We start from the raw sequence: 18,871 nt of genomic DNA, 5'->3' as shown, positions 1-18,871 counted from the left end.
CTGGAGCATCCAGGTCATCGTAGGTGGCGACCGACCGACCATCCGCACGCTATGCGCGCGCAGCCATAATTCGGCGTGATGCCATCGGTCCGACCCCATCCCGGCCCGACGGCGTCGCGGCCAGGTCCGCTCCTACGACGCTGCGCGCCCGGCTGCGCATGCGGGTGTGTAACCGTCCCGTCCCGTCCCATCTCTGACCCAACGCGCCCCAGCCAGACCCGGCGCAACGGTCCGCCCACGTAGGAGCGGACCCGGCCGCGACGGCCGTCCCGACCCTGGCACCGCCGCGGCCTGGAGCATCCAGGTCATCGTAGGTGGCGACCGACCATCCGCACGCTATGCGCGCGCAGCCACATCTCGGCGTGATGCCATCGGTCCGGCCCCATCCCGACCCGACGGCGTCGCGGCCAGGTCCGCTCCTACGACGCTGCGCGCCCGGCTGCGCATGCGATTGTGTAACCGTCCCGGCCCCGATACGCTGCGCCCATGCTGCTGCGTCGCGCCCGCCTGTTGCACCCCTTGCTGCGCCTGATGGCGCTGGCGGTGCTGGCCATGGGCGTGCTGGTCGCACCGGTGGCCTGCGCGCTGGGCGACGTGCATGCGCTGGCGCACGACCAGATGCACCTGCAAGACACCGCACCGCATGGCCATGACGGCGCCGACGAAGGCGATGCCGGCGAGCGCGACGGGGCCGGCCTGATGCACGCCCTGATGCATAGCGGCTACTGCCACGGCCAGAATCCCGCCGTCTTGCCGGCGCTGGCCTGGCTGCCGTTGTCCATGCATGCGCAGGCCCAGCCGGTGGCCGTGTTCGTGCACTACCGCTCGCACCTGAGCGAGACCGGATTGCGTCCCCCGATCGCGGCCTGATGCATCGCCGGCAGCTGCCGGCCTGTCCATCGATCCCGATTCCGGAGACACCCTCATGTGGTTGCGACTGACGGCACTGGCCGTCTTCGCGGTCGTGCCCTGCGCCGTGGCGCAGGACGCACCGCCCAAACCCGTGCTGACCCTGGACGACGCCATCGCGCGCGTCGCCCGGCAGCACCCCGACCTGCGCCTGGCCGATGGCCAGCGCGCGGTCCTCACCGCCGAGGCCGAGCGCGACGCGCTGCGCCCGCCGTTGCGCATCGGCGCCGAACTGGAAAACGTGTTCGGCACCGGCCCGACCCGCGCGCTGGACCAGGCCGAACTCACCGTCACCCTGGCTGGCGTGCTGGAACGCGGCGGCAAGCTGGATGCACGCCGCACCCTGGCCCAGGCACGCATCGACGCACTGGCCCCGCAACGCGCGCTGGCGCGCCTGGATGTGCTGGCCGAGGTGGCGCGGCGCTATCTGGCCATCGGCATGGCCGCGCAACGGCAGGCGGTCGCGCTGGAAACCCTGGCGCAGCGGCAGCGCACCGTCAGTGCCGCGCGCCAGCGGCTGCAGGCCGGCGCCTCGCCCGAATCGGTGCTGCTGACCGCCCAGGCCCTGCAGGCGCGCGCGGAACTGGAGCGCGATCGCGCGCAGCAGGAGCTGCTGGCCGCACGCCGCCAGCTGGCCGTGCTGTGGGGGCAGCGCACGCCGGACTTCGGCGAGGTCACCGGCGACCCGCTGCAGCTGCCGGCGATTCCCGACTTCGAGGTGCTGGCGCAGTTGCTCGACGCCACCCCCGAACTGGCGCGCCTGAACGGCGAGCAGCGCGCGCGCGAGGCGCGGGTGCGGCTGGCACGCAGCCAGGCGCGCCCGGACCTGGACTGGCAGGTGGGCGTGCGCCGGCTCGAAGCCAACGACGCCACCGCAGTGCTCGGCAGCGTTTCGCTGGCGCTGGGCAGCGCCGCGCGCGCGCAACCGGAGATCCGCGCCGCCGAGGCGGAGCTGTCGTTGCTGGAGATCGAACGCCAGGCGCAGGCGCTGTCGCTCTACACCACGCTGGCCGACGCGCATGGCCGCTACCGCGCCGCGCAGCTGGAAGTGACGCGCATGCGCAGCGATGTGCTGCCCGCACTTGCGCGCGCCGATGCCGCCGCCGAGCGCGCCTACCGCGCCGGCGCCACCAGTTATCTGGACTGGGCACAGCTGCAGGCACAACGGAGCGATGCACGCCAGCAGCAGCTGGCCGCGGCGTCGGAAGCGCAGACTGCGCTGATCGAGATCCAGCGTTTGACCGGGCAGCCGTTCGTGGTCGACAGCGCTGCGCAGGTGGCGCCATGAGCGCGACTGACGCTGCGCGTTTTCCCACGGCCTGGATGCCTCGGTTGGGGTGTGCTGCGCCGCTGTCGGTGCCGGCTGCGGCATCGGCGTTCGCAGCCGCAGCCGCAGCCGCAGCCGCAGCCGCAACCGCAACCGCAACCGCACCCGCACCCGCACCCGCAGCCGCACCCGCAGCCGCACCCGCAGCCGCACCCGCAGCCGCACCCGCACCCGCAGCCGCACCCGCAGCCGCACCCGCAGCCGCACCCGCACCCGCAACCGCAACCGCAACCGCAACCGCACCCGCAGCCGCAGCCGCAGCCGCAGCCGCGTCGGCATCCAGCATTTGCCAAGAGATGCTCGCGCCTACCGCGCCTACCGCGCCTACCGCGCAGCTGGCGCATCCGGCGCATGCCTTCTTCGTTCGTTCGCCCGGCGCACTGCGCCGGCGCCAACCAGGATTTCTCTCGATGACACGTTTTCTGATCGCGCCGCTGTTGCTGGCGCTGCTGCTGGGCGGCTGCGGCCGCAATGGCGAAGAAGCACATGACCACGCAACGCCCGGTGCCGAGGGCGAGGCCGACGCACATGGCGACGACGCCGAAAAAGGCGCGCACGGCGGGCGCCTGCTGCGCAAGGACGGCGACAGCGTGGAGCTGGCGATTGCCGAAGACGGCACGCCGCCGACCTATCGCGCCTGGCTGTACCGCGACGGCAAACCGTTACCGCCCGGCGCCGGCACTGTCGAAGTGCGTTTGACCCGGCTCGGCGGCGTCCACGAAGTGCATCGCTTGCGCGCGCGCGACGACGGCAGCCTGCTGGCCGACAGCACGGTCGGCGAGCCGCATTCGTTCGATGTGGAGGTGCGCGCCACCGTGCAGGGCAAGCCGCATCGCTGGGCCTATCCCAGCTATGAAGGCCGCACCACCATCGCCGCGAAGATTGCGCAGGACGCCGGCATCCGGGTCGCGCCGGTCGGTCCCGGCAGCATCGCCGACCAGCACGAAGTGCAGGGTCTGCTGACGCCGGCGGAAGGCGCGCAGGCGCAGGCCACCGCGCGTTTTCCCGGGCCGGTGCGCAGCCTGCGCGTCAACGTCGGCGACCAGGTGCGCGCCGGCCAGGTGCTGGCCACGGTGGAGAGCAATCTGAGCCTGACCACGTATCCGGTCAGCGCACCGATCGGCGGCACCGTGCTCGCCCGCAACGCCAGCCTGGGCAGCAACGCCAGCGAAGGCCAGGCGCTGTTCGAGATTGCCGACCTGTCGAGCCTGTGGGTGGATCTGCACATCTTCGGCGCCGATGCCGGGCACATCACTGCCGGCGCACCGGTGACGGTGACGCGCATCAGCGATGGCGTGGTGGCGCAGACCACCTTGGAGCGCGTGTTGCCGGGCACCGCGACCGCCAGCCAGAGCACGGTGGCGCGCGCGGTCTTGCGCAACAACGACGGCCTGTGGCGGCCGGGCTCCGCCGTCAAGGCAAGGGTGACGGTGGCGCAGCAGCCGGCGGCGATGGTGGTGCCGGTGGGCGCCTTGCAGCAGTTTCGCGACTGGGAGGTGGTGTTCGTGCGCGTGGGCGATGTGTACGAAGCGCGGCCGGTGACCCTGGGCGCGCGCGATGCGCAACAGGTGCAGGTGGTGTCGGGTGTGGCGGTGGGCGATACGGTGGTGGTGGAGCAGAGCTATCTGGTCAAGGCCGACATCGAAAAGTCGGGGGCATCGCATGATCATTGAGCGCGCTGGTGTGGGCGGCATCGCGTCGTCGAGTGGGGGCGTTTGGTGGGCGAAGGGTGACGCGCCACGTCCAAGGCATTCGCGCCCTTCCATGCTCGAGCAAAGACCTTTGCGCGCTGTCGGGCTAGGGCAAAGGCTTTCACGCCCTGGCGGGCGCGAGTCACTTTTTCTTTGCTTGTGCAAAGAAAAAGTAACCAAAAAGAAAGCACATCCCGTCCTCGCGCCCTCCGCGCCTGCGGCGCTGCGGGTTCGCAAGTCCGGCAGAAATTTTTGTAAGGGACATCCCTGTCCCTTACAAAAACGACGCGCATCCATGCGCGCCGCCCTGCGGGTTGTATCTGCCGGCCCTGCCGCTGCGGTATGGGGCCCCGAAAGCAAACAGCACCAACAGCAACAACAGCAACAGCAACAACAGCAGCAACAACAACAGCAGCAACCGCAACCGCAACCGCAGTGGTGCGGGTGTGTGGCTGGGTGTTCGTTCGGGGTGCTGTGTTGCACCGCGATAGGGAGGCGTCGTCGTCGGTTGGTGAGACGACGAGGGCGGCGCTCGGCGCCGTGTGGTGCCAGGTCTGCACGGAGGGGCCTGTCATGCTGACCAACATCATCCGGTTTGCGATCGCGCAACGCTGGTTGATGCTGGCGCTGACGGGGGTGTTGATTGCGATCGGCGCGTGGAGTTTTTCGCGCCTGCCGATCGATGCGACACCGGACATCACCAATGTGCAGGTGCAGGTCAATACGGCCGCGCCGGGGTATTCGCCGCTGGAATCGGAGCAGCGGGTGACGTTCCCGCTGGAGACGGTGCTGGCGGGATTGCCGGGGCTGGAGTCCACGCGCTCGTTGTCGCGCTACGGCCTGTCGCAGGTCACCGCCGTGTTTGCCGATGGCACCGATCTGTACTTTGCGCGGCAGCAGGTGGCCGAGCGGCTGCAGCAGGTCAAGTCGCAACTGCCGGCCGACCTGGAGCCGCAGCTGGGGCCGATCGCCACCGGCCTGGGCGAGATCTTCATGTACACGGTCGAAGCCAGGCCGAATGCGCGCAAGCCCGATGGCAGCGCGTGGACGGCCACCGATCTGCGCACCCTGCAGGATTGGGTGGTGCGGCCGCAGTTGCGCAACGTGCCCGGCGTGACCGAGGTCAATACCATCGGCGGCTACGCGCGGCAGATCCACATCACGCCTGATCCGGCACGCCTGGTCGCACTGGGGTTCACGCTGGACGACGTGGCGCGCGCGGTGGAAGCGAACAATCGCAATATCGGTGCCGGCTATATCGAACGTAACGGCCAGCAGTTCCTGGTGCGGGTGCCGGGGCAGGTGGATGACATCGCGCAGATCGGCGCGATCGTGCTGGATCGACGCGAGGGTGTGCCGATCCGGGTGCGCGATGTGGCGCAGGTCGGCGAGGGCCGCGAGTTGCGTACCGGTGCGGCCACCCAGGACGGCAGCGAAGTGGTGCTCGGTACGGTGTTCATGCTGGTCGGCGCCAATAGCCGCACCGTGGCGCAGGCGGCCGCCGAGCGCTTGAAAGTGGCCAATGCCAGCTTGCCCGCCGGTGTGCAGGCGGTGCCGGTCTACGACCGCACCGCACTGGTGGACCGCACCATCGTCACCGTCGCCAAGAACCTGATCGAAGGCGCGTTGCTGGTGATCGTGGTGCTGTTCCTGCTGCTGGGCAATGTGCGTGCGGCCCTGATCACCGCGGCGGTGATTCCGCTGGCGATGTTGTTCACGCTCACCGGCATGGTGCGCGGTGGCGTGTCCGGCAACCTGATGAGCCTGGGCGCGCTGGATTTCGGCCTGATCGTCGATGGCGCAGTGATCATCGTGGAGAACTGTTTGCGCCGCTTCGGCCAGGCGCAGCTGCGCCTGGGGCGGGTGCTCGAGCGCGATGAGCGTTTCGAATTGACCGCCGACGCCACGGCCGAGGTGATCCGCCCCAGCCTGTTCGGTCTGGGCATCATCACCGCGGTATATCTGCCGGTGTTCGCGCTGACCGGTATCGAAGGCAAGATGTTCCACCCGATGGCGATCACCGTGGTGCTGGCGCTGAGCGGTGCGATGCTGTTGTCGCTGACCTTCGTGCCGGCGGCGATCGCCTTGCTGCTCGGCGGCAAGGTGGCCGAGCACGAAAACCGCGCGATGCGCTGGGCGCGCGGCGTGTATGCGCCGCTGCTGGATCGCGCGCTGCGTCACGGCCGTTGGGTCGGTCTCGGTGCGGTGGCGGCGGTGGCGCTGTGCGCGGTGTTGGCCACGCGCCTGGGCAGCGAGTTCATCCCGAACCTGGACGAGGGCGATATCGCGCTGCACGCCTTGCGCATTCCCGGCACCAGCCTGGAACAGGCCATCACCATGCAATCCACGCTGGAAAAACGCATCAAGCAGTTTCCGGAAGTGGCGCATGTGTTCGGCAAGCTCGGCACCGCCGAAGTGGCCACCGATCCGATGCCGCCGTCGGTGGCCGATACATTCCTGATCATGCATCCGCGCGAACGATGGCCGGACCCGCGCAAGCCCAAGGCGCAACTGGTGGCCGAGATCGAGGAAGCGGTGAAGCAGCTGCCCGGCAACAACTACGAGTTCACCCAGCCGATCCAGATGCGCATGAACGAGCTGATTTCCGGCGTGCGGGCGGACGTGGCGATCAAGGTCTACGGCGACGATCTGGAGACTCTGGTGAAGCTTGGGCAGCGCGTGCAGGAAGTCGCCAGCACCGTGCCGGGCGCAGCCGACGTGAGCCTGGAGCAGGCCACCGGCCTGCCGATGCTGGCAGTGGTGCCCGACCGCGCTGCACTGGCTGGCTACGGGCTCAATCCCGGCGTGGTGCAGGACACGGTGGCGGCGGCGGTGGGCGGGCAGGCGGCCGGGCAGCTGTTCGAAGGCGACCGCCGGTTCGACATCGTGGTGCGGCTGCCCGAAGGCCTGCGGCAGGATCCGACGGCGTTGGCCGATCTGCCGATCCCGCTGCGCGGCGATGGCGAGCGCGCCGACGCCGACGAGTCCAGCCGCGCGGCCGGTTGGCGCAGTGGCGAGCCGACCACGGTGCCGCTGCGCGAGGTCGCCAAGGTCGAAACGGTGCTCGGGCCCAACCAGATCAATCGCGAGGACGGCAAGCGCCGCATCGTGATCACCGCCAACGTGCGCGACCGCGACCTGGGCGGATTCGTCGCCGAGGTGCAGCAGCGCGTGCAGGCCGAGGTGGTGCTGCCCACCGGCTACTGGATCGGCTACGGCGGTACCTTCGAGCAACTGATCTCCGCCGGCCAGCGCCTGGCCTGGGTGGTGCCGGGGACCTTGCTGCTGATCTTCGCGCTGCTGTACTGGTCGTTCGGCTCGCTGCGCGATGCGCTGGTGGTGTTCAGCGGCGTGCCGCTGGCCTTGACCGGTGGCGTGGTGGCCTTGGCGCTGCGCGGCCTGGCCTTGTCGATCTCCGCCGGCGTCGGCTTCATCGCGCTGTCGGGGGTGGCGGTGCTCAACGGCTTGGTGATGATCGCCTTCGTGCGCAGCCTGCGGGCCGAGGGCCTGTCGCTGGAGCAGGCACTGCGCGAAGGCGCGCTGAGTCGCCTGCGCCCGGTGCTGATGACCGCGCTGGTGGCCGCCCTGGGCTTTGTGCCGATGGCCTTCAACGTCGGCGCCGGGGCCGAGGTGCAGCGCCCGCTGGCCACGGTGGTGATCGGCGGCATCGTCTCGTCCACCCTGCTGACCTTGCTGGTGCTGCCGGTGCTGTACCGCTGGCTGCACCGTGAGCGGCCGGGGCGGCCTGCACCGACGGCGGTGGGTTGAGCCGTGACACGATCCCGGCAGGCGCGTCTGCCGGGATCCGAATGGCCGCAGCCACCGTCGGCCGGGTCGGCAATGGCTGCCGGGCGCCAGGCGGCGCACGACGCTGGTGCAGGCTAAGTGCTTGCGGCGCAAGGAATTGCCGTGCATAATGCGCGGCTCGCTGTGCCCGGATCGCTCCGGATGGCGGCACCCAGCGCGATGGGGTTGCCGGCTTGTTCCCAGCGTAAGTTCTTGATTCCCAACGTTGCGTGGCAGCTTGATGCTGTCGGGGCCGCCGCTCCCCAGGCTATGGGTGGCAATTCATTTATCGAGGTGCGTAATGTCCCGCGTATGCCAAGTGTCCGGCAAGCGTGTGCAGACGGGTAACAACGTCTCCCACGCAAACAACAGAACCCGTCGTCGCTTCCTGCCCAACCTGCACGAGCGCCGCTTCTGGGTCGCCAGCGAGAACCGTTGGGTGAAGCTCCGTGTCTCCGCGCATGCATTGCGCACCATCGACAAGAACGGGATTGATGCCGTTCTGAAAGAGCTGCGTGCGCGCGGCGAAAAGGTCTGAGGAGTAAGCAGTCATGGCAAAAGGCAAGCGTGACAAGATTCGTATGATTTCCTCGGCCGCTACCGGCCACTTCTACACCACGGACAAGAACAAGAAGAACACTCCGGGGAAGATGGAAATGATGAAATACGACCCGGTCGTGCGTAAGCACGTGATGTACAAGGAAGGCAAGATCAAGTAATCCACCGATTACCGATCTGCATCCAGCAAACACCCGCCGCAAGGCGGGTGTTTGCGTTTGTGCGGTGTGCTGCGGGTTTACCGCAACCAAGGTGTTAATCCGCACACGTCCTGGGCCAATACAACTCGGCGGACTGCATCCCCTCTCCCTGCGGGAGAGGGGTAGGGGTGAGGGTACGGGGGCGAAGCCACTCGCAGTAGCTTTAGTGCCAGAGGCTTCGCCCGTACCCTCATCCGCCCCTGCGGGGCACCTTCTCCCGGTGGGAGAAGGGAGCGAGACGTCGTTCTTTCGATCGCGCGCACCGTCAGTAGTTTGCAGTTCGAGGCGAAGCAGTCGGTGTTTTACTTCTGAAGACGCGTAGCGACGCGTTTGACGTCCCAGGCGTTGACCGCTCTCCGAGGCGCCCCTCATCCGCCACTGTGGGGCGAGGGTTACAGCCCGCGCGCGCGCAATTGCGCATCCAGTCGCGGATACACCCGCCGCGCATTGCCTTCGAACACCTTGCGCCTGTCGGCGTCGGATATCGCCAGGGCATCGATATAGCGCTTGGTGTCGTCGAAGTACTGGCCGGTCTGGGGGTCGATGCCGCGCACCGCACCGACCATCTCCGAGCCGAACAGGATGTTGTCGATGTCGATGACCTCGAACAGCAGGTCAATGCCGGGCTGGTGATACACGCAGGTATCGAAGAACACATTGCGCATCACATGCGTGGACAGCGGTGGCTTGCCGAGCATGTCGGCCAGGCCGCGGAAGCGGCCCCAGTGATACGGCACCGCGCCGCCGCCGTGCGGGATGATGAAGCGCAGGTCCGGGAAATCGGCGAACAGGTCGCCTTCGAGAAACTGCATGAACGCGGTGGTATCGGCGTTGAGGTAATGCGCACCGGTGGCGTGGAAGTTGGCATTGCAGCTGCCCGACACATGCACCATCGCCGGCACGTCGAGCTCGACCATCTTCTCGAAGAACGGATACCAGGCGCGATCGGTCAATGGCACGCCGCTCCAGTGGCCGCCGGAGGGGTCGGGGTTGAGGTTGCAGCCGACAAACCCGAGCTCGGTGACGCAACGTTCCAGCTCGGCGATCGATTGGGCGATCGGCACGCCCGGCGACTGCGGCAGCTGGCATACGCCGATGAAGGTGTGCGGATACAGCTGCACCACGCGCGCGATCAGGTCGTTGCAGTGGCGCGTCCACACCTGGCTGACCGCTGCGTCGCCGATATGGTGCGCCATGGTGCTGGCACGTGGCGAGAAGATCGTCATGTCTGCACCGCGCTCACGCAGCAGGCGCAGCTGGTGCTGCTCGATGCTTTCGCGCAGTGCATCGTCGGAGATGGACGGATACACCGGCGCGGGCAGGGTCGGGTCGTCGTAGTGGGCGATCTGCGCCTTGCGGAAGGTGTCATGCGCCGCGGGCGCGGTGGTGTAGTGGCCGTGGCAGTCGATGATCATGGCGAGGGTCTTTTCGAGGCAGCGGGATCGGTGAGCCAACCACTGCATGCGCGGAACATGCATGCACGCGGTGCGCGGAAGCGGCAGGTGCCCACGTAGGTTGCGGCGTGCGCATGCTTGTTCACGTGTAGGTTGCTACGCCGTGGGGAACCGGTCACGCCCCATGGCAGGCGCAGGTACTGCGCCTGCCATGGGCGATGGCAAGCGATCCAGCCCGCTGGGGCATTCATCCGCTCAGCCATACAGCTGCCCGTCGAACAGCTTGCGTGCGGTGCGCAGCACCGCGGCACGCACCACCTTGCCGTGCGCGTCTACGGTGATGACGCAGCTGCTCGCACCGCTGGGATGTTCGACCTGCAGCTGCTGCGTGGTGCCGCCGGGCAGCTGCGCCAGCGCATGCGCGGGCGAACCGGGCAGCAGGCAGGCGGTGGCCACGGTGACCGCGCCGAGTACGCCGATCGAGGCATGGCAGCGGTGCGGAATGAACGAGCGTACGCTGATCGCGCCGCCGTGGCGCGGGGCGGCGACCAGCATCATCTTCGGCACGGTGGCCTCGGCGACATCGCCCAGCCGCATCAACGGGCCGGCCTGTAGACGAAGCGATTGCAGGCGACTTTTCAGCGCATCGTCGGCATCGAGCGTGTTGCGGTCTTCGTAACCGCTGATGCCGAGATCGCTGGCGCGCAGCACCACGCAGGGCATGCCGTTGTCGATCAGCGTGACCTGCACGCCATCCAGGGTGTCGACATGGTTGCCGGTGGGCAGCAAGGCGCCACACGAGGAGCCGGCGATCCCGGCAAAGGCCAGCGCAATCGGCGCAGCGGTGCCGGGCACGCCGTCGATGCGGGCGTCGCCGTCGTAGCGCACCTGGCCGCCGGGCGTCTGCACGCTGGCGGTGGCCAGCGTGCCGGTGTTGCGCATGAAGATGCGCACCTCGGTCTCGCCATCGCGTGCCGGCAACAGGCCGCGTTCCAGTGCGAACGGCGCAACCCCGGCCAGCATGTTGCCGCAGTTCTGCGCGTCGCTGACCTGTGCCCGTTCCACCGACACCTGCAGGAACAGATAGTCCACGTCGGCATCGGTGCGCGCCGAGCGCGACACCACCGCCACCTTGGAGGTCAGCGGGTCGGCGCCGCCCATGCCATCGATCTGGCGCAGATCCGGCGAGCCGTAGGCGCGCAGCAGGAAGGCGTCGCGTGCGGCACGGTCGCCAGGCAACTCGTCGGCCAGGAAAAAACCGCCCTTGGAGGTGCCGCCGCGCATCCACATCGCGCGTACCTGCTCAGACATAACGCAGGCCCTTGGCCGCCAGGCGCTCGCGCATGGCGTAGATGTCCAGGCCCAGTTCGCCGTTGGCAAGCCGCTCGCGCTTGATCAGCTCGCGTGCCTCGCGCGCCTGCGCTTCGGCCAGCACGGCGGCAGCGGTGGCGCGTGGCACCACGCACACGCCATCGTCGTCGGCCACCACCACATCGCCCGGGTGCACCAGTGCGCCGGCGCAGACCAGCGGCACGTTGACCGAACCCAGCGTCTCCTTGATGGTGCCCTGCGCGCAGATCGCATGGCTCCAGGCGGGGAACTGCATCGCCGTGAGATCGCGCACATCGCGGACCCCGGCATCGATGACCAGCCCGCGGCAGCCGCGCGCCTGCGCCGAGGTGGCCAGCAGATCACCGAAATAGCCGTCGCAGCAGTCGCTGGTCGGCGCGACCACCAGCACGTCGCCGGCCTGCAGCTGCTCGATGGCCACATGCATCATCCAGTTGTCGCCGGGCGGAATCGACACGGTGACGGCGGTGCCGGCGATGCGGCAGCCGGCGTAGATCGGGCGCAGCCGATGATGCAGCAGGCCGCTGCGCCCCTGCGCCTCGTGCACGGTGGCCACCCCGGCCTGCGCAAGCCCGTCGACGATGGCCAGCGGGGTGCGCTCGATCCGGGTGACGACCTGGCTCATCCATCCATCCTCGTTAGGGGTGCACCGAGTCTGTGCGGTGATCGCCTGCTGGCTCAAGATTCATTTGGGGTATGCATATTGGTTTTGCTTATAGTTAGAACATGCCGCCGACCCCCGAGCCGAATCTTCGTCATCTGTATGCCCTGGTCGTGGTACACCGGCTGGGCAGCATCAGCGCGGCCGCGCCGCAGGTGAACCTGTCGCAGCCGGCATTGACGCAGGCGGTGGCGCGGCTGGAACAGCAGCTCGGCGCGCGCCTGTTCGAGCGGCATCCGGGCGGCATGGTCGCCACCGAGGCCACGCAACTGCTGGTGCCGCGCATCGAGCGGGCGTTGGCGCAACTGGGGCGCGGCATCCGGGTGGCGCGGCGGGCGCTGCGGCTGCCGGTGCGCCCCGGGCTGGAGCGACGGGTTTCGCTGGGGCAGCTGCAGGCCCTGGTCGCGGTGGATGTGGCGGGGAGTTACTCGCTGGCGGCGGCGCGTGCCGGGGTCTCGCAGCCGGCGATCTACCGCGCAGTGCAGTCGCTGGCCGATGTGATCGAGGTGCCGCTGACGGTGCGTCGCGGCAAGACCATGCAAGCCACCCCGGTGGCCACGCGGCTGCTGCGGCAGGTGCGCCTGGCGCTGGCCGAAGTGCGCGCCGGCCTGGACGACGTGGGCGCGTTGCGCTCGCAGCACGCCGGCCGGATCGCGCTGGGGGTGATGCCGTTGGCGCGGGCGATCCTGCTGCCGCAGGTCCTGGCGCGGTTTGCGCGTGCGCATCCCGGTGCCGGCGTCAACGTGGTCGAAGGCCCGTATGACGAACTGCTGGCGCATCTGCGCGAAGGTGGGCTGGATCTACTGATCGGTGCGCTGCGCGAGCCGTTGCCGTTGCGCGACGTGCTGCAGGAGCCGTTGTTCGATGACGAGCCGGTGATCGTGGCGCGCAGCGGCCACCCGCTGGCCGGGCGCACGTATGCATTCGCGCAGTTGCTGGACTATCCCTGGGTGATCGCCACCACCGGCACGCCGGTACGCGCGCGCTGGGAGCGCATGTTCCGCGATCAGCAGATCGAGCCGCCGGCGCTGCGCATCGAATGCGGCGCGGAGCTGACCATCCGCGGGCTGCTGCTGGAAGGCGACTGGCTCACGCTGATGTCGCGCGACCAGTTCCTGTTCGAGCGCCGCGCCGGCCTGTTGTGCGAGATCGGCCACGCCGGGCCGCAGCTGCGCCGCCAGATCGGCATGACGCTGCGCAGCGACTGGCATCCCACCCGCGCGCAGTCGGCGTTCGTGCAGACGCTGCGGGAGGTGTGCGCCGAGCGCGTGCAGCCGGCCGATGCGCAGGGCGGGCCATTTCGTTATTGCGTGCCGATGGACACATCCGCCGCGTCGCGTTCACGCACCGGGCGGTCAGAATCGGAGCCTTCTTGAGAACGGATCGCTGATGTTGCCTGACTGGTTGCAAGGGACCTGGCTGCTGGCGCTGGACTGGGTGATTCGCCTGGCCGCGCTATTGTGGATTCCGACCCGTACCACGCCCGGTGCGGCGCGCAGCTGGTTGCTGCTGATCGGCTTCGTGCCGGTGGTCGGCCTGCCGCTGTATCTGCTGTTCGGGCATCCGTGGCTATCGCGGCTGCGGGTCGAACGCCAGGCCACCGCCTCGCAGGTGATCCGCGAGCAGCAATTGCCCCTGCATGCCCTGCGCTGGGCCCCGCAGGCGGACACCAGCAGTGCCGAGGTGGTGCCGCTGATCGAACGCCAGGGCGATTTCATGCCCACGCTGGGCAATGCGGTGGAATTGCTGGACGATTACACGCAGTCGCTGCAGGCCTTGATCACCGCGATCGACATGGCGGAAAAGCGCGTCCACCTGCTGTACTACCTGATGTTCGACGACGCGGTGGGCGATGCGGTGGTCGCCGCGCTGCAACGCGCCAGTGCGCGCGGCGTGCGTTGCCGCGTGCTGCTGGATGCGGTCGGTGCCAAGCGCGGTCTGCGCCACTATCGCCAGCGCCTGCAGGCGGCCGGGGTGGACGTGCTGGCGGTGCTGCCCGGTGGCCTGCGCTGGCGGCGCAGCGGGCGCATGGATCTGCGCAACCATCGCAAGATTGCGGTGATCGACAACCAGGTGGGCTTTGTCGGCTCGCAGAACCTGGCCGAGGCCGGCTTCATCGACGGGGTGCCCAATCGCGAGCTGGTGGCGCGCGTGCGCGGGCCGGTGGTCAATCATCTGGAAGCGGTGTTCGCCAGCGACTGGTTCACCGAAACCGGGCAGCGCCTGGACGTATGGCCGGATGCGCCGGTCTGCGAGGCCAACATCGCCACCCAGCTGCTGCCCAGCGGGCCGGCGTATCCGTTCGAGAATGCACGCGATGCGATCAACGCGGTGATCCACCTGGCGCGCCGCAAGGTGGTGCTGGTGACGCCGTACTTCGTCCCCGACGAAGCCTTGCTCAGCGCCTTGCGCATCGCTGCGGTGTCCGGCGTGGATGTGCAGCTGATCCTGTCGGAGAGCAACAACCAGGTCCTGGCGGCGTGGGCGCAGGAGGCGTATTTCGAGGAGCTGCTGCGTTGCGGGGTCAAGATCGCGCTGTACCGCCCGCACTTCCTGCATGCCAAGCACCTGAGCATGGACGAGGACATCGCACTGGTCGGCTCGATCAACCTGGACATCCGCTCGTTCGCGCTCAACGCCGAGATCGGCATGCTGTGCTACGACCCGGGCGTGGTGCAGCGGCTGCGTGCGATCGAGCAGGATTACCTGGCCAACGCGCGCCAGCTGGAGCTGGAGCAGTGGCGTACGCGCCCGGCCTGGCGCCGCAGCCGCGAGGGCATCGCACGCCTGGCCGATGCGTTGATGTAGTGGTTGCGTGCGTGCATGGTCCATGCACGCACGGTGCCGGTTGGCGCGTGGGGATACCCGTGGCGGTCGGTGTCGTGGTGATTGCAGGCACGAGCCGGCACGGTCTGGCCGGGCGCAGGTCTGCCCGCGCCACGACAGGCGCATCGGGCGAGTGCTGCATCGGACGGGCGCCGCCGCCCGGCCCCTCCGCACGAGGCTATCCCGGCGGTGCTGGCGGGCACGGCCGCTGTCATCGGTGCGACGCGACGCATCGCCTACAATTGCCCGATGACTGAACTGCGTGATTCCGGCGATGCAGTGATCGCCATCGTTGGCGGTGGCGCATCCGGTGTGCTGGTGGCGCTGCAGCTGCTGCGTCAGGCCGTGGCGCCGCTGCAGATCGCACTGATCGAGCCGCACGCGCTGCTGGGCGAGGGCGTGGCGTACGCCACCACGCGCCCCGAGCATCTGCTCAATGTGCCCGCCGCGCGGATGAGCGCGCTGGTGGAGGCGCCGCAGGATTTCGTCGATTACCTGCGTGCGCACAGCTGCTGCCCGGAGCTGGAGGACGCGCAGCTGCCGCAGCACTTCGTCGGACGCCGGCATTACGCGCCGTACCTGCGCGAGCGCCTGCAGGCCGCACGTGCGCAGGGCCCGGCGACGCTCACCGTGTACAGCGCCCGCGTGCGGACGCTGCAATGCGATGCCGATGGCGCGCTGTTGCAGCTCGACGATGGGCAGGCCCTGCACGCCAGCAGCGTGGTGCTGGCGGTGGGCAATGCGTTGCGGCCGCTGCCACTGCGCGGCGCCACCGGCCTGTCGGCAGCGCAGCGGGTGGAAGCCTGGGAGACCGAGGCGGTCGCCGCGTTGCCGCAGGACGCGGCGGTGTGCATCGTCGGCTCGGGACTGAGCATGGCCGACACGGTGGTGACGCTGGCTGCGCAGGCGCATCGCGGGGCGGTGCACGTGGTGTCGCGGCATGGGCTGCTGCCGTTGCCGCAGGCGCATTGCAGTGCGGCGGACTTCGATCCGCAGCCGTTGCTGGCGCTGTCGCTGCGTGCGCGCATGCGCAGCCTGCGGCGGCATGCGCGGGCTGCGATGGCGCAAGGCCTGCCCTGGCAGAGCGTGATGGAGCGTCTGCGCCCGCTGAGCCAGGCCTTGTGGCAAACGCTGTCGGTTGCCGACCAGCGCCGCTTCCTGCGCCATGTGGTGCGCTATTGGGATGTGCATCGTCATCGCATCGCCGCGCCGGTGCATGCGCAGTTGCAGGCGATGCGCGCGCGCGGGCAACTGCAGCTGCATCGCGCGCGGCTGGAGGTGGCCTACCAGGCCGGTGCCTGCGTGCGGGTCAGTGCCGGCGCCAGTGCCGGGCATGCGCTGCAGCTGGATGTGCAGACGCTGGTCAACGCCACCGGCGTGGAAATGCGCGTGCAGGCGATGCGCAACCCGCTGCTGCAGCAGTTGCTGGGGCAGGGCATTGCGGTCGCAGGTCCGCATGGGATCGGGGTGGAGACCGATGCCGATGGCTGCCTGATCGATGCCGATGGGCGCGCCAATCCGCGGCTGCGGGTGATCGGCAGCCTGCGGATCGGTTCGTTGTGGGAGAGCCTGGCGGTACCGGAGCTGCGCGAGCAGGCAGCGGCGATTGCGCGGGATATGTTGGGACTGCCAGGCGGCGTTTGATCGGCGTCGCTCCCTTCTCCGCCGGGAGAAGGTGGCGCGTAGCGCCGGATGCGGGTGCGCCTCAGACATCTGCCAGTGCCTGGAATGACAAACGCGTCGCCACGCGCCTTCAGAAGTGATGTGCCGACTGCTTCGCCCCCGTACCCTCACCCCAACCCCTCTCCCGAGGGGAGAGGGGCTTTGTGTCCTTCTCCCGCCGGGAGAAGTGGCGTGAAGCGCCGGGTGAGGGTGCGAGCGCAGCCTCGCATTCCCAACTGCTTCATCGCAATCTCAGCCGCAGCGACGCCACAACCGGTAAAATGGCGCGGTGGATGTCTCTCATTTGCTCGATCATTTAAACCCCGCCCAGCGCGAGGCCGTTTCCGCGCCGCCGGGGCATTACCTGGTGCTGGCCGGCGCCGGCTCCGGCAAGACGCGCGTGCTGATCCATCGCATCGCCTGGCTCAACGAAGTCCAGGGCGTGCCCAATCACGGCATCTTCGCGGTGACCTTCACCAACAAGGCCGCCGGCGAAATGCGCCACCGCACCGACCTGCAGCTGCGCAACGGCAGCCGCGGCATGTGGATCGGCACCTTCCACGGGCTGGCGCATCGGTTGCTGCGGCTGCACTGGCAGGATGCGCGGCTGCCGGAAGGCTTCCAGGTCATGGACAGCGACGACCAGCTGCGGCTGGTCAAGCGCGTGGTGCAGGCGCTGGAGCTGGACGAGGGCAAGTATCCGCCCAAGCAACTGAGCTGGTGGATCAACGAGCAGAAGGACGAAGGCCGCCGTCCGCAGCATATCCAGCCCGAGCCCAACGACGACTGGACCGAGGTGCGCCGGCAGGTCTACGCCGCCTACCAGGAACGTTGCGACCGCTCCGGCCTGCTGGACTTCGCCGAGTTGCTGCTGCGCGCGCATGAACTGCTGCGCGACACCCCGGCCCTGCTGGCGCATTACCGCGCGCGCTTCCGCGAGATCCTGGTCGACGAGTTCCAGGACACCAACGCCATCCAGTACGCCTTCGTGCGCGTGCTGGCCGGCGAGAGCGGGCATGTGTTCGTGGTCGGCGACGACGACCAGGCCATCTATGGCTGGCGTGGCGCCAAGGTCGAGAACGTGCAGCGCTTCCTGAAGGATTTCCCCGGCGCGCAGACCGTGCGGCTGGAGCAGAACTACCGTTCCAGCGCGAATATCCTGGGCGCGGCCAATGCGGTGATCGCGCACAACCCGGACCGCATCGGCAAGCAGCTATGGACCGACTCCGGCGACGGCGATCCGATCGACCTGTACGCGGCTTACAACGAGGTCGACGAGGCGCGCTACGTGGTCGAGCGCGCGCGCCAGTGGGTGCGTGACGGCGGCAGCTACGGCGAAGTGGCGGTGCTGTATCGCAGCAACGCGCAGTCGCGCGCGCTGGAAGAGGCGCTGATTTCCGAGCAGCTGCCGTACCGCGTGTACGGCGGCATGCGCTTCTTCGAGCGTGCCGAAATCAAGGATGCGCTGGCCTACCTGCGCCTGCTCACCAACCGCAGCGACGATGCCGCGTTCGAGCGCGCGGTCAATACGCCCACGCGCGGCATCGGCGACCGTACGCTGGACGAAGTGCGCCGCCTGGCACGCGCCAATGCGTTGTCGCTGTGGGAAGCGGCCATGCTGTCCACGCAGGAAAACACCCTGGCCGCGCGCGCCCGCAATGCGCTGGCCACGTTCCTGAGCCTGGTCGGCCAGTTGCATGCCGAAACCGGACAGATGGAACTGGCCGAACGCATCGACCATGTGCTGATGCGCTCGGGCCTGCGCGAGCATTGGGCCAAGGAAAGCCGCAGCGGACTGGATTCGGAATCGCGTACCGAGAACCTGGACGAACTGGTGTCGGTGGCCTCGCGCTTCACCCGCCCGGACGATGAAGACAGCCAGGGCATGACCGAGCTGGTCGCCTTCCTCGCCTATGCCTCGCTGGAGGCCGGCGAAGGCCAGGCCCAGGCCGGCGAAGAGGGCGTGCAGCTGATGACGCTGCATTCGGCCAAGGGCCTGGAATTCCCCATCGTGTTCCTGGTCGGCCTGGAAGATGGCCTGTTCCCGAGCGCACGCTCGCTGGAAGAAAGTGGCCGGCTGGAAGAAGAGCGACGCCTGGCCTATGTGGGCATCACCCGCGCGCGCCAGAAACTGGTGCTGTGCTACGCCGAATCGCGGCGCATCCATGGCCAGGACAACTACAACGTGCCCTCGCGCTTCCTGCGCGAAATCCCGCGCGAGTTGCTGCACGAGGTACGCCCGAAAGTGCAGGTCTCGCGCACTGCCTCGCTGGGCGCCACGCGCGGCGGCCCGGTACACGGCGTGGTCGAAGCCGCACCGATCAAGCTCGGTGCCAATGTCCAACACCCCAAGTTCGGCGGCGGCGTGGTCGTGGACTACGAAGGCGCCGGCGCGCATGCGCGCGTGCAGGTGCAGTTCGACGACGTCGGCGCCAAGTGGCTGGTGATGGCCTACGCGAATCTGACGGTGATTTAGGCGGGGCGTGCAATCGCACTGCATCGCGGGG

General features: G+C 68.7%; 13 protein-coding genes. 10 read left to right on the top strand and 3 right to left on the bottom strand.

Annotation, left to right across the window (positions count from 1 at the left end):
• Window positions 1-486: 486 nt before the first annotated feature.
• The 6 genes from C0541_RS19945 (at window position 487) to rpmG (ending at window position 8,432) form a co-directional block, all read left to right on the top strand.
• Window positions 487-870: a hypothetical protein gene (locus tag C0541_RS19945; protein ID WP_161960172.1), complete on the top strand. Its 384-nt coding sequence runs from the start codon at window positions 487-489 to the stop codon at window positions 868-870.
• A 55-nt stretch (window positions 871-925) separates the two neighbouring features.
• Window positions 926-2,197, top strand: coding sequence for a TolC family protein (locus tag C0541_RS19940; protein ID WP_115051089.1), 1,272 nt, complete (start codon window positions 926-928; stop codon window positions 2,195-2,197).
• A 449-nt stretch (window positions 2,198-2,646) separates the two neighbouring features.
• Window positions 2,647-3,909, top strand: coding sequence for an efflux RND transporter periplasmic adaptor subunit (locus tag C0541_RS19930; protein ID WP_115051193.1), 1,263 nt, complete (start codon window positions 2,647-2,649; stop codon window positions 3,907-3,909).
• A gap of 591 nt (window positions 3,910-4,500) precedes the next feature.
• Entirely contained in the window at window positions 4,501-7,695 is a 3,195-nt protein-coding gene (locus tag C0541_RS19925) for an efflux RND transporter permease subunit (RefSeq protein WP_115051088.1), read from the top strand.
• A 319-nt stretch (window positions 7,696-8,014) separates the two neighbouring features.
• The gene (gene rpmB, locus C0541_RS19920; protein ID WP_002809459.1) at window positions 8,015-8,251 is read left to right on the top strand and encodes a 50S ribosomal protein L28; all 237 of its coding nucleotides are present in this window, start codon (window positions 8,015-8,017) and stop codon (window positions 8,249-8,251) included.
• A 13-nt stretch (window positions 8,252-8,264) separates the two neighbouring features.
• Window positions 8,265-8,432 carry a 50S ribosomal protein L33 gene (gene rpmG / locus C0541_RS19915; protein ID WP_002809462.1) on the top strand — a complete coding sequence of 56 codons (168 nt, stop codon included), beginning with the start codon at window positions 8,265-8,267 and terminating at the stop codon, window positions 8,430-8,432.
• A gap of 431 nt (window positions 8,433-8,863) precedes the next feature.
• Here rpmG and C0541_RS19910 read toward each other — a convergent pair whose 3' ends face one another.
• From C0541_RS19910 to C0541_RS19900, 3 genes are all read right to left on the bottom strand, one after another.
• Window positions 8,864-9,886: an amidohydrolase family protein gene (locus C0541_RS19910; protein ID WP_115051087.1), complete on the bottom strand. Its 1,023-nt coding sequence runs from the start codon at window positions 9,884-9,886 to the stop codon at window positions 8,864-8,866.
• A gap of 234 nt (window positions 9,887-10,120) precedes the next feature.
• Complete coding sequence (locus tag C0541_RS19905; protein WP_115051086.1) at window positions 10,121-11,176, bottom strand: 4-oxalomesaconate tautomerase; 1,056 nt, start codon at window positions 11,174-11,176, stop codon at window positions 10,121-10,123.
• Entirely contained in the window at window positions 11,169-11,840 is a 672-nt protein-coding gene (locus tag C0541_RS19900; RefSeq protein WP_115051085.1) for a 4-carboxy-4-hydroxy-2-oxoadipate aldolase/oxaloacetate decarboxylase, read from the bottom strand. Before C0541_RS19900 ends, C0541_RS19905 begins: the two co-directional genes overlap by 8 nt.
• A gap of 101 nt (window positions 11,841-11,941) precedes the next feature.
• Between C0541_RS19900 and C0541_RS19895 the strand changes: the two genes are divergently transcribed.
• The 4 genes from C0541_RS19895 to uvrD all read left to right on the top strand — a co-directional run bounded on the left by C0541_RS19895 (window position 11,942) and on the right by uvrD (window position 18,840).
• On the top strand, window positions 11,942-13,252 hold the full coding sequence (locus tag C0541_RS19895) for a LysR substrate-binding domain-containing protein (RefSeq protein WP_115051084.1): 1,311 nt from the start codon (window positions 11,942-11,944) through the stop codon (window positions 13,250-13,252).
• Window positions 13,253-13,265: 13 nt separating this feature from the next.
• A complete protein-coding gene (gene cls, locus C0541_RS19890; RefSeq protein ID WP_115051083.1) occupies window positions 13,266-14,684 on the top strand; it encodes a cardiolipin synthase in 1,419 nt (472 codons plus the stop codon).
• Between the two features lie 267 nt (window positions 14,685-14,951).
• Window positions 14,952-16,346, top strand: coding sequence for an FAD/NAD(P)-binding protein (locus C0541_RS19885; RefSeq protein WP_115051082.1), 1,395 nt, complete (start codon window positions 14,952-14,954; stop codon window positions 16,344-16,346).
• Between the two features lie 307 nt (window positions 16,347-16,653).
• Window positions 16,654-18,840 carry a DNA helicase II gene (gene uvrD, locus C0541_RS19880; RefSeq protein WP_115051081.1) on the top strand — a complete coding sequence of 729 codons (2,187 nt, stop codon included), beginning with the start codon at window positions 16,654-16,656 and terminating at the stop codon, window positions 18,838-18,840.
• Window positions 18,841-18,871 lie beyond the last annotated feature (31 nt).

The organism is Xanthomonas arboricola (genome assembly GCF_003353015.1).
Classification (GTDB): Bacteria; Pseudomonadota; Gammaproteobacteria; order Xanthomonadales; family Xanthomonadaceae; genus Xanthomonas; species Xanthomonas arboricola_E.
Note: the sequence above shows the minus strand (reverse complement) of the source record. Positions and strands in the feature narration are given on the sequence as shown.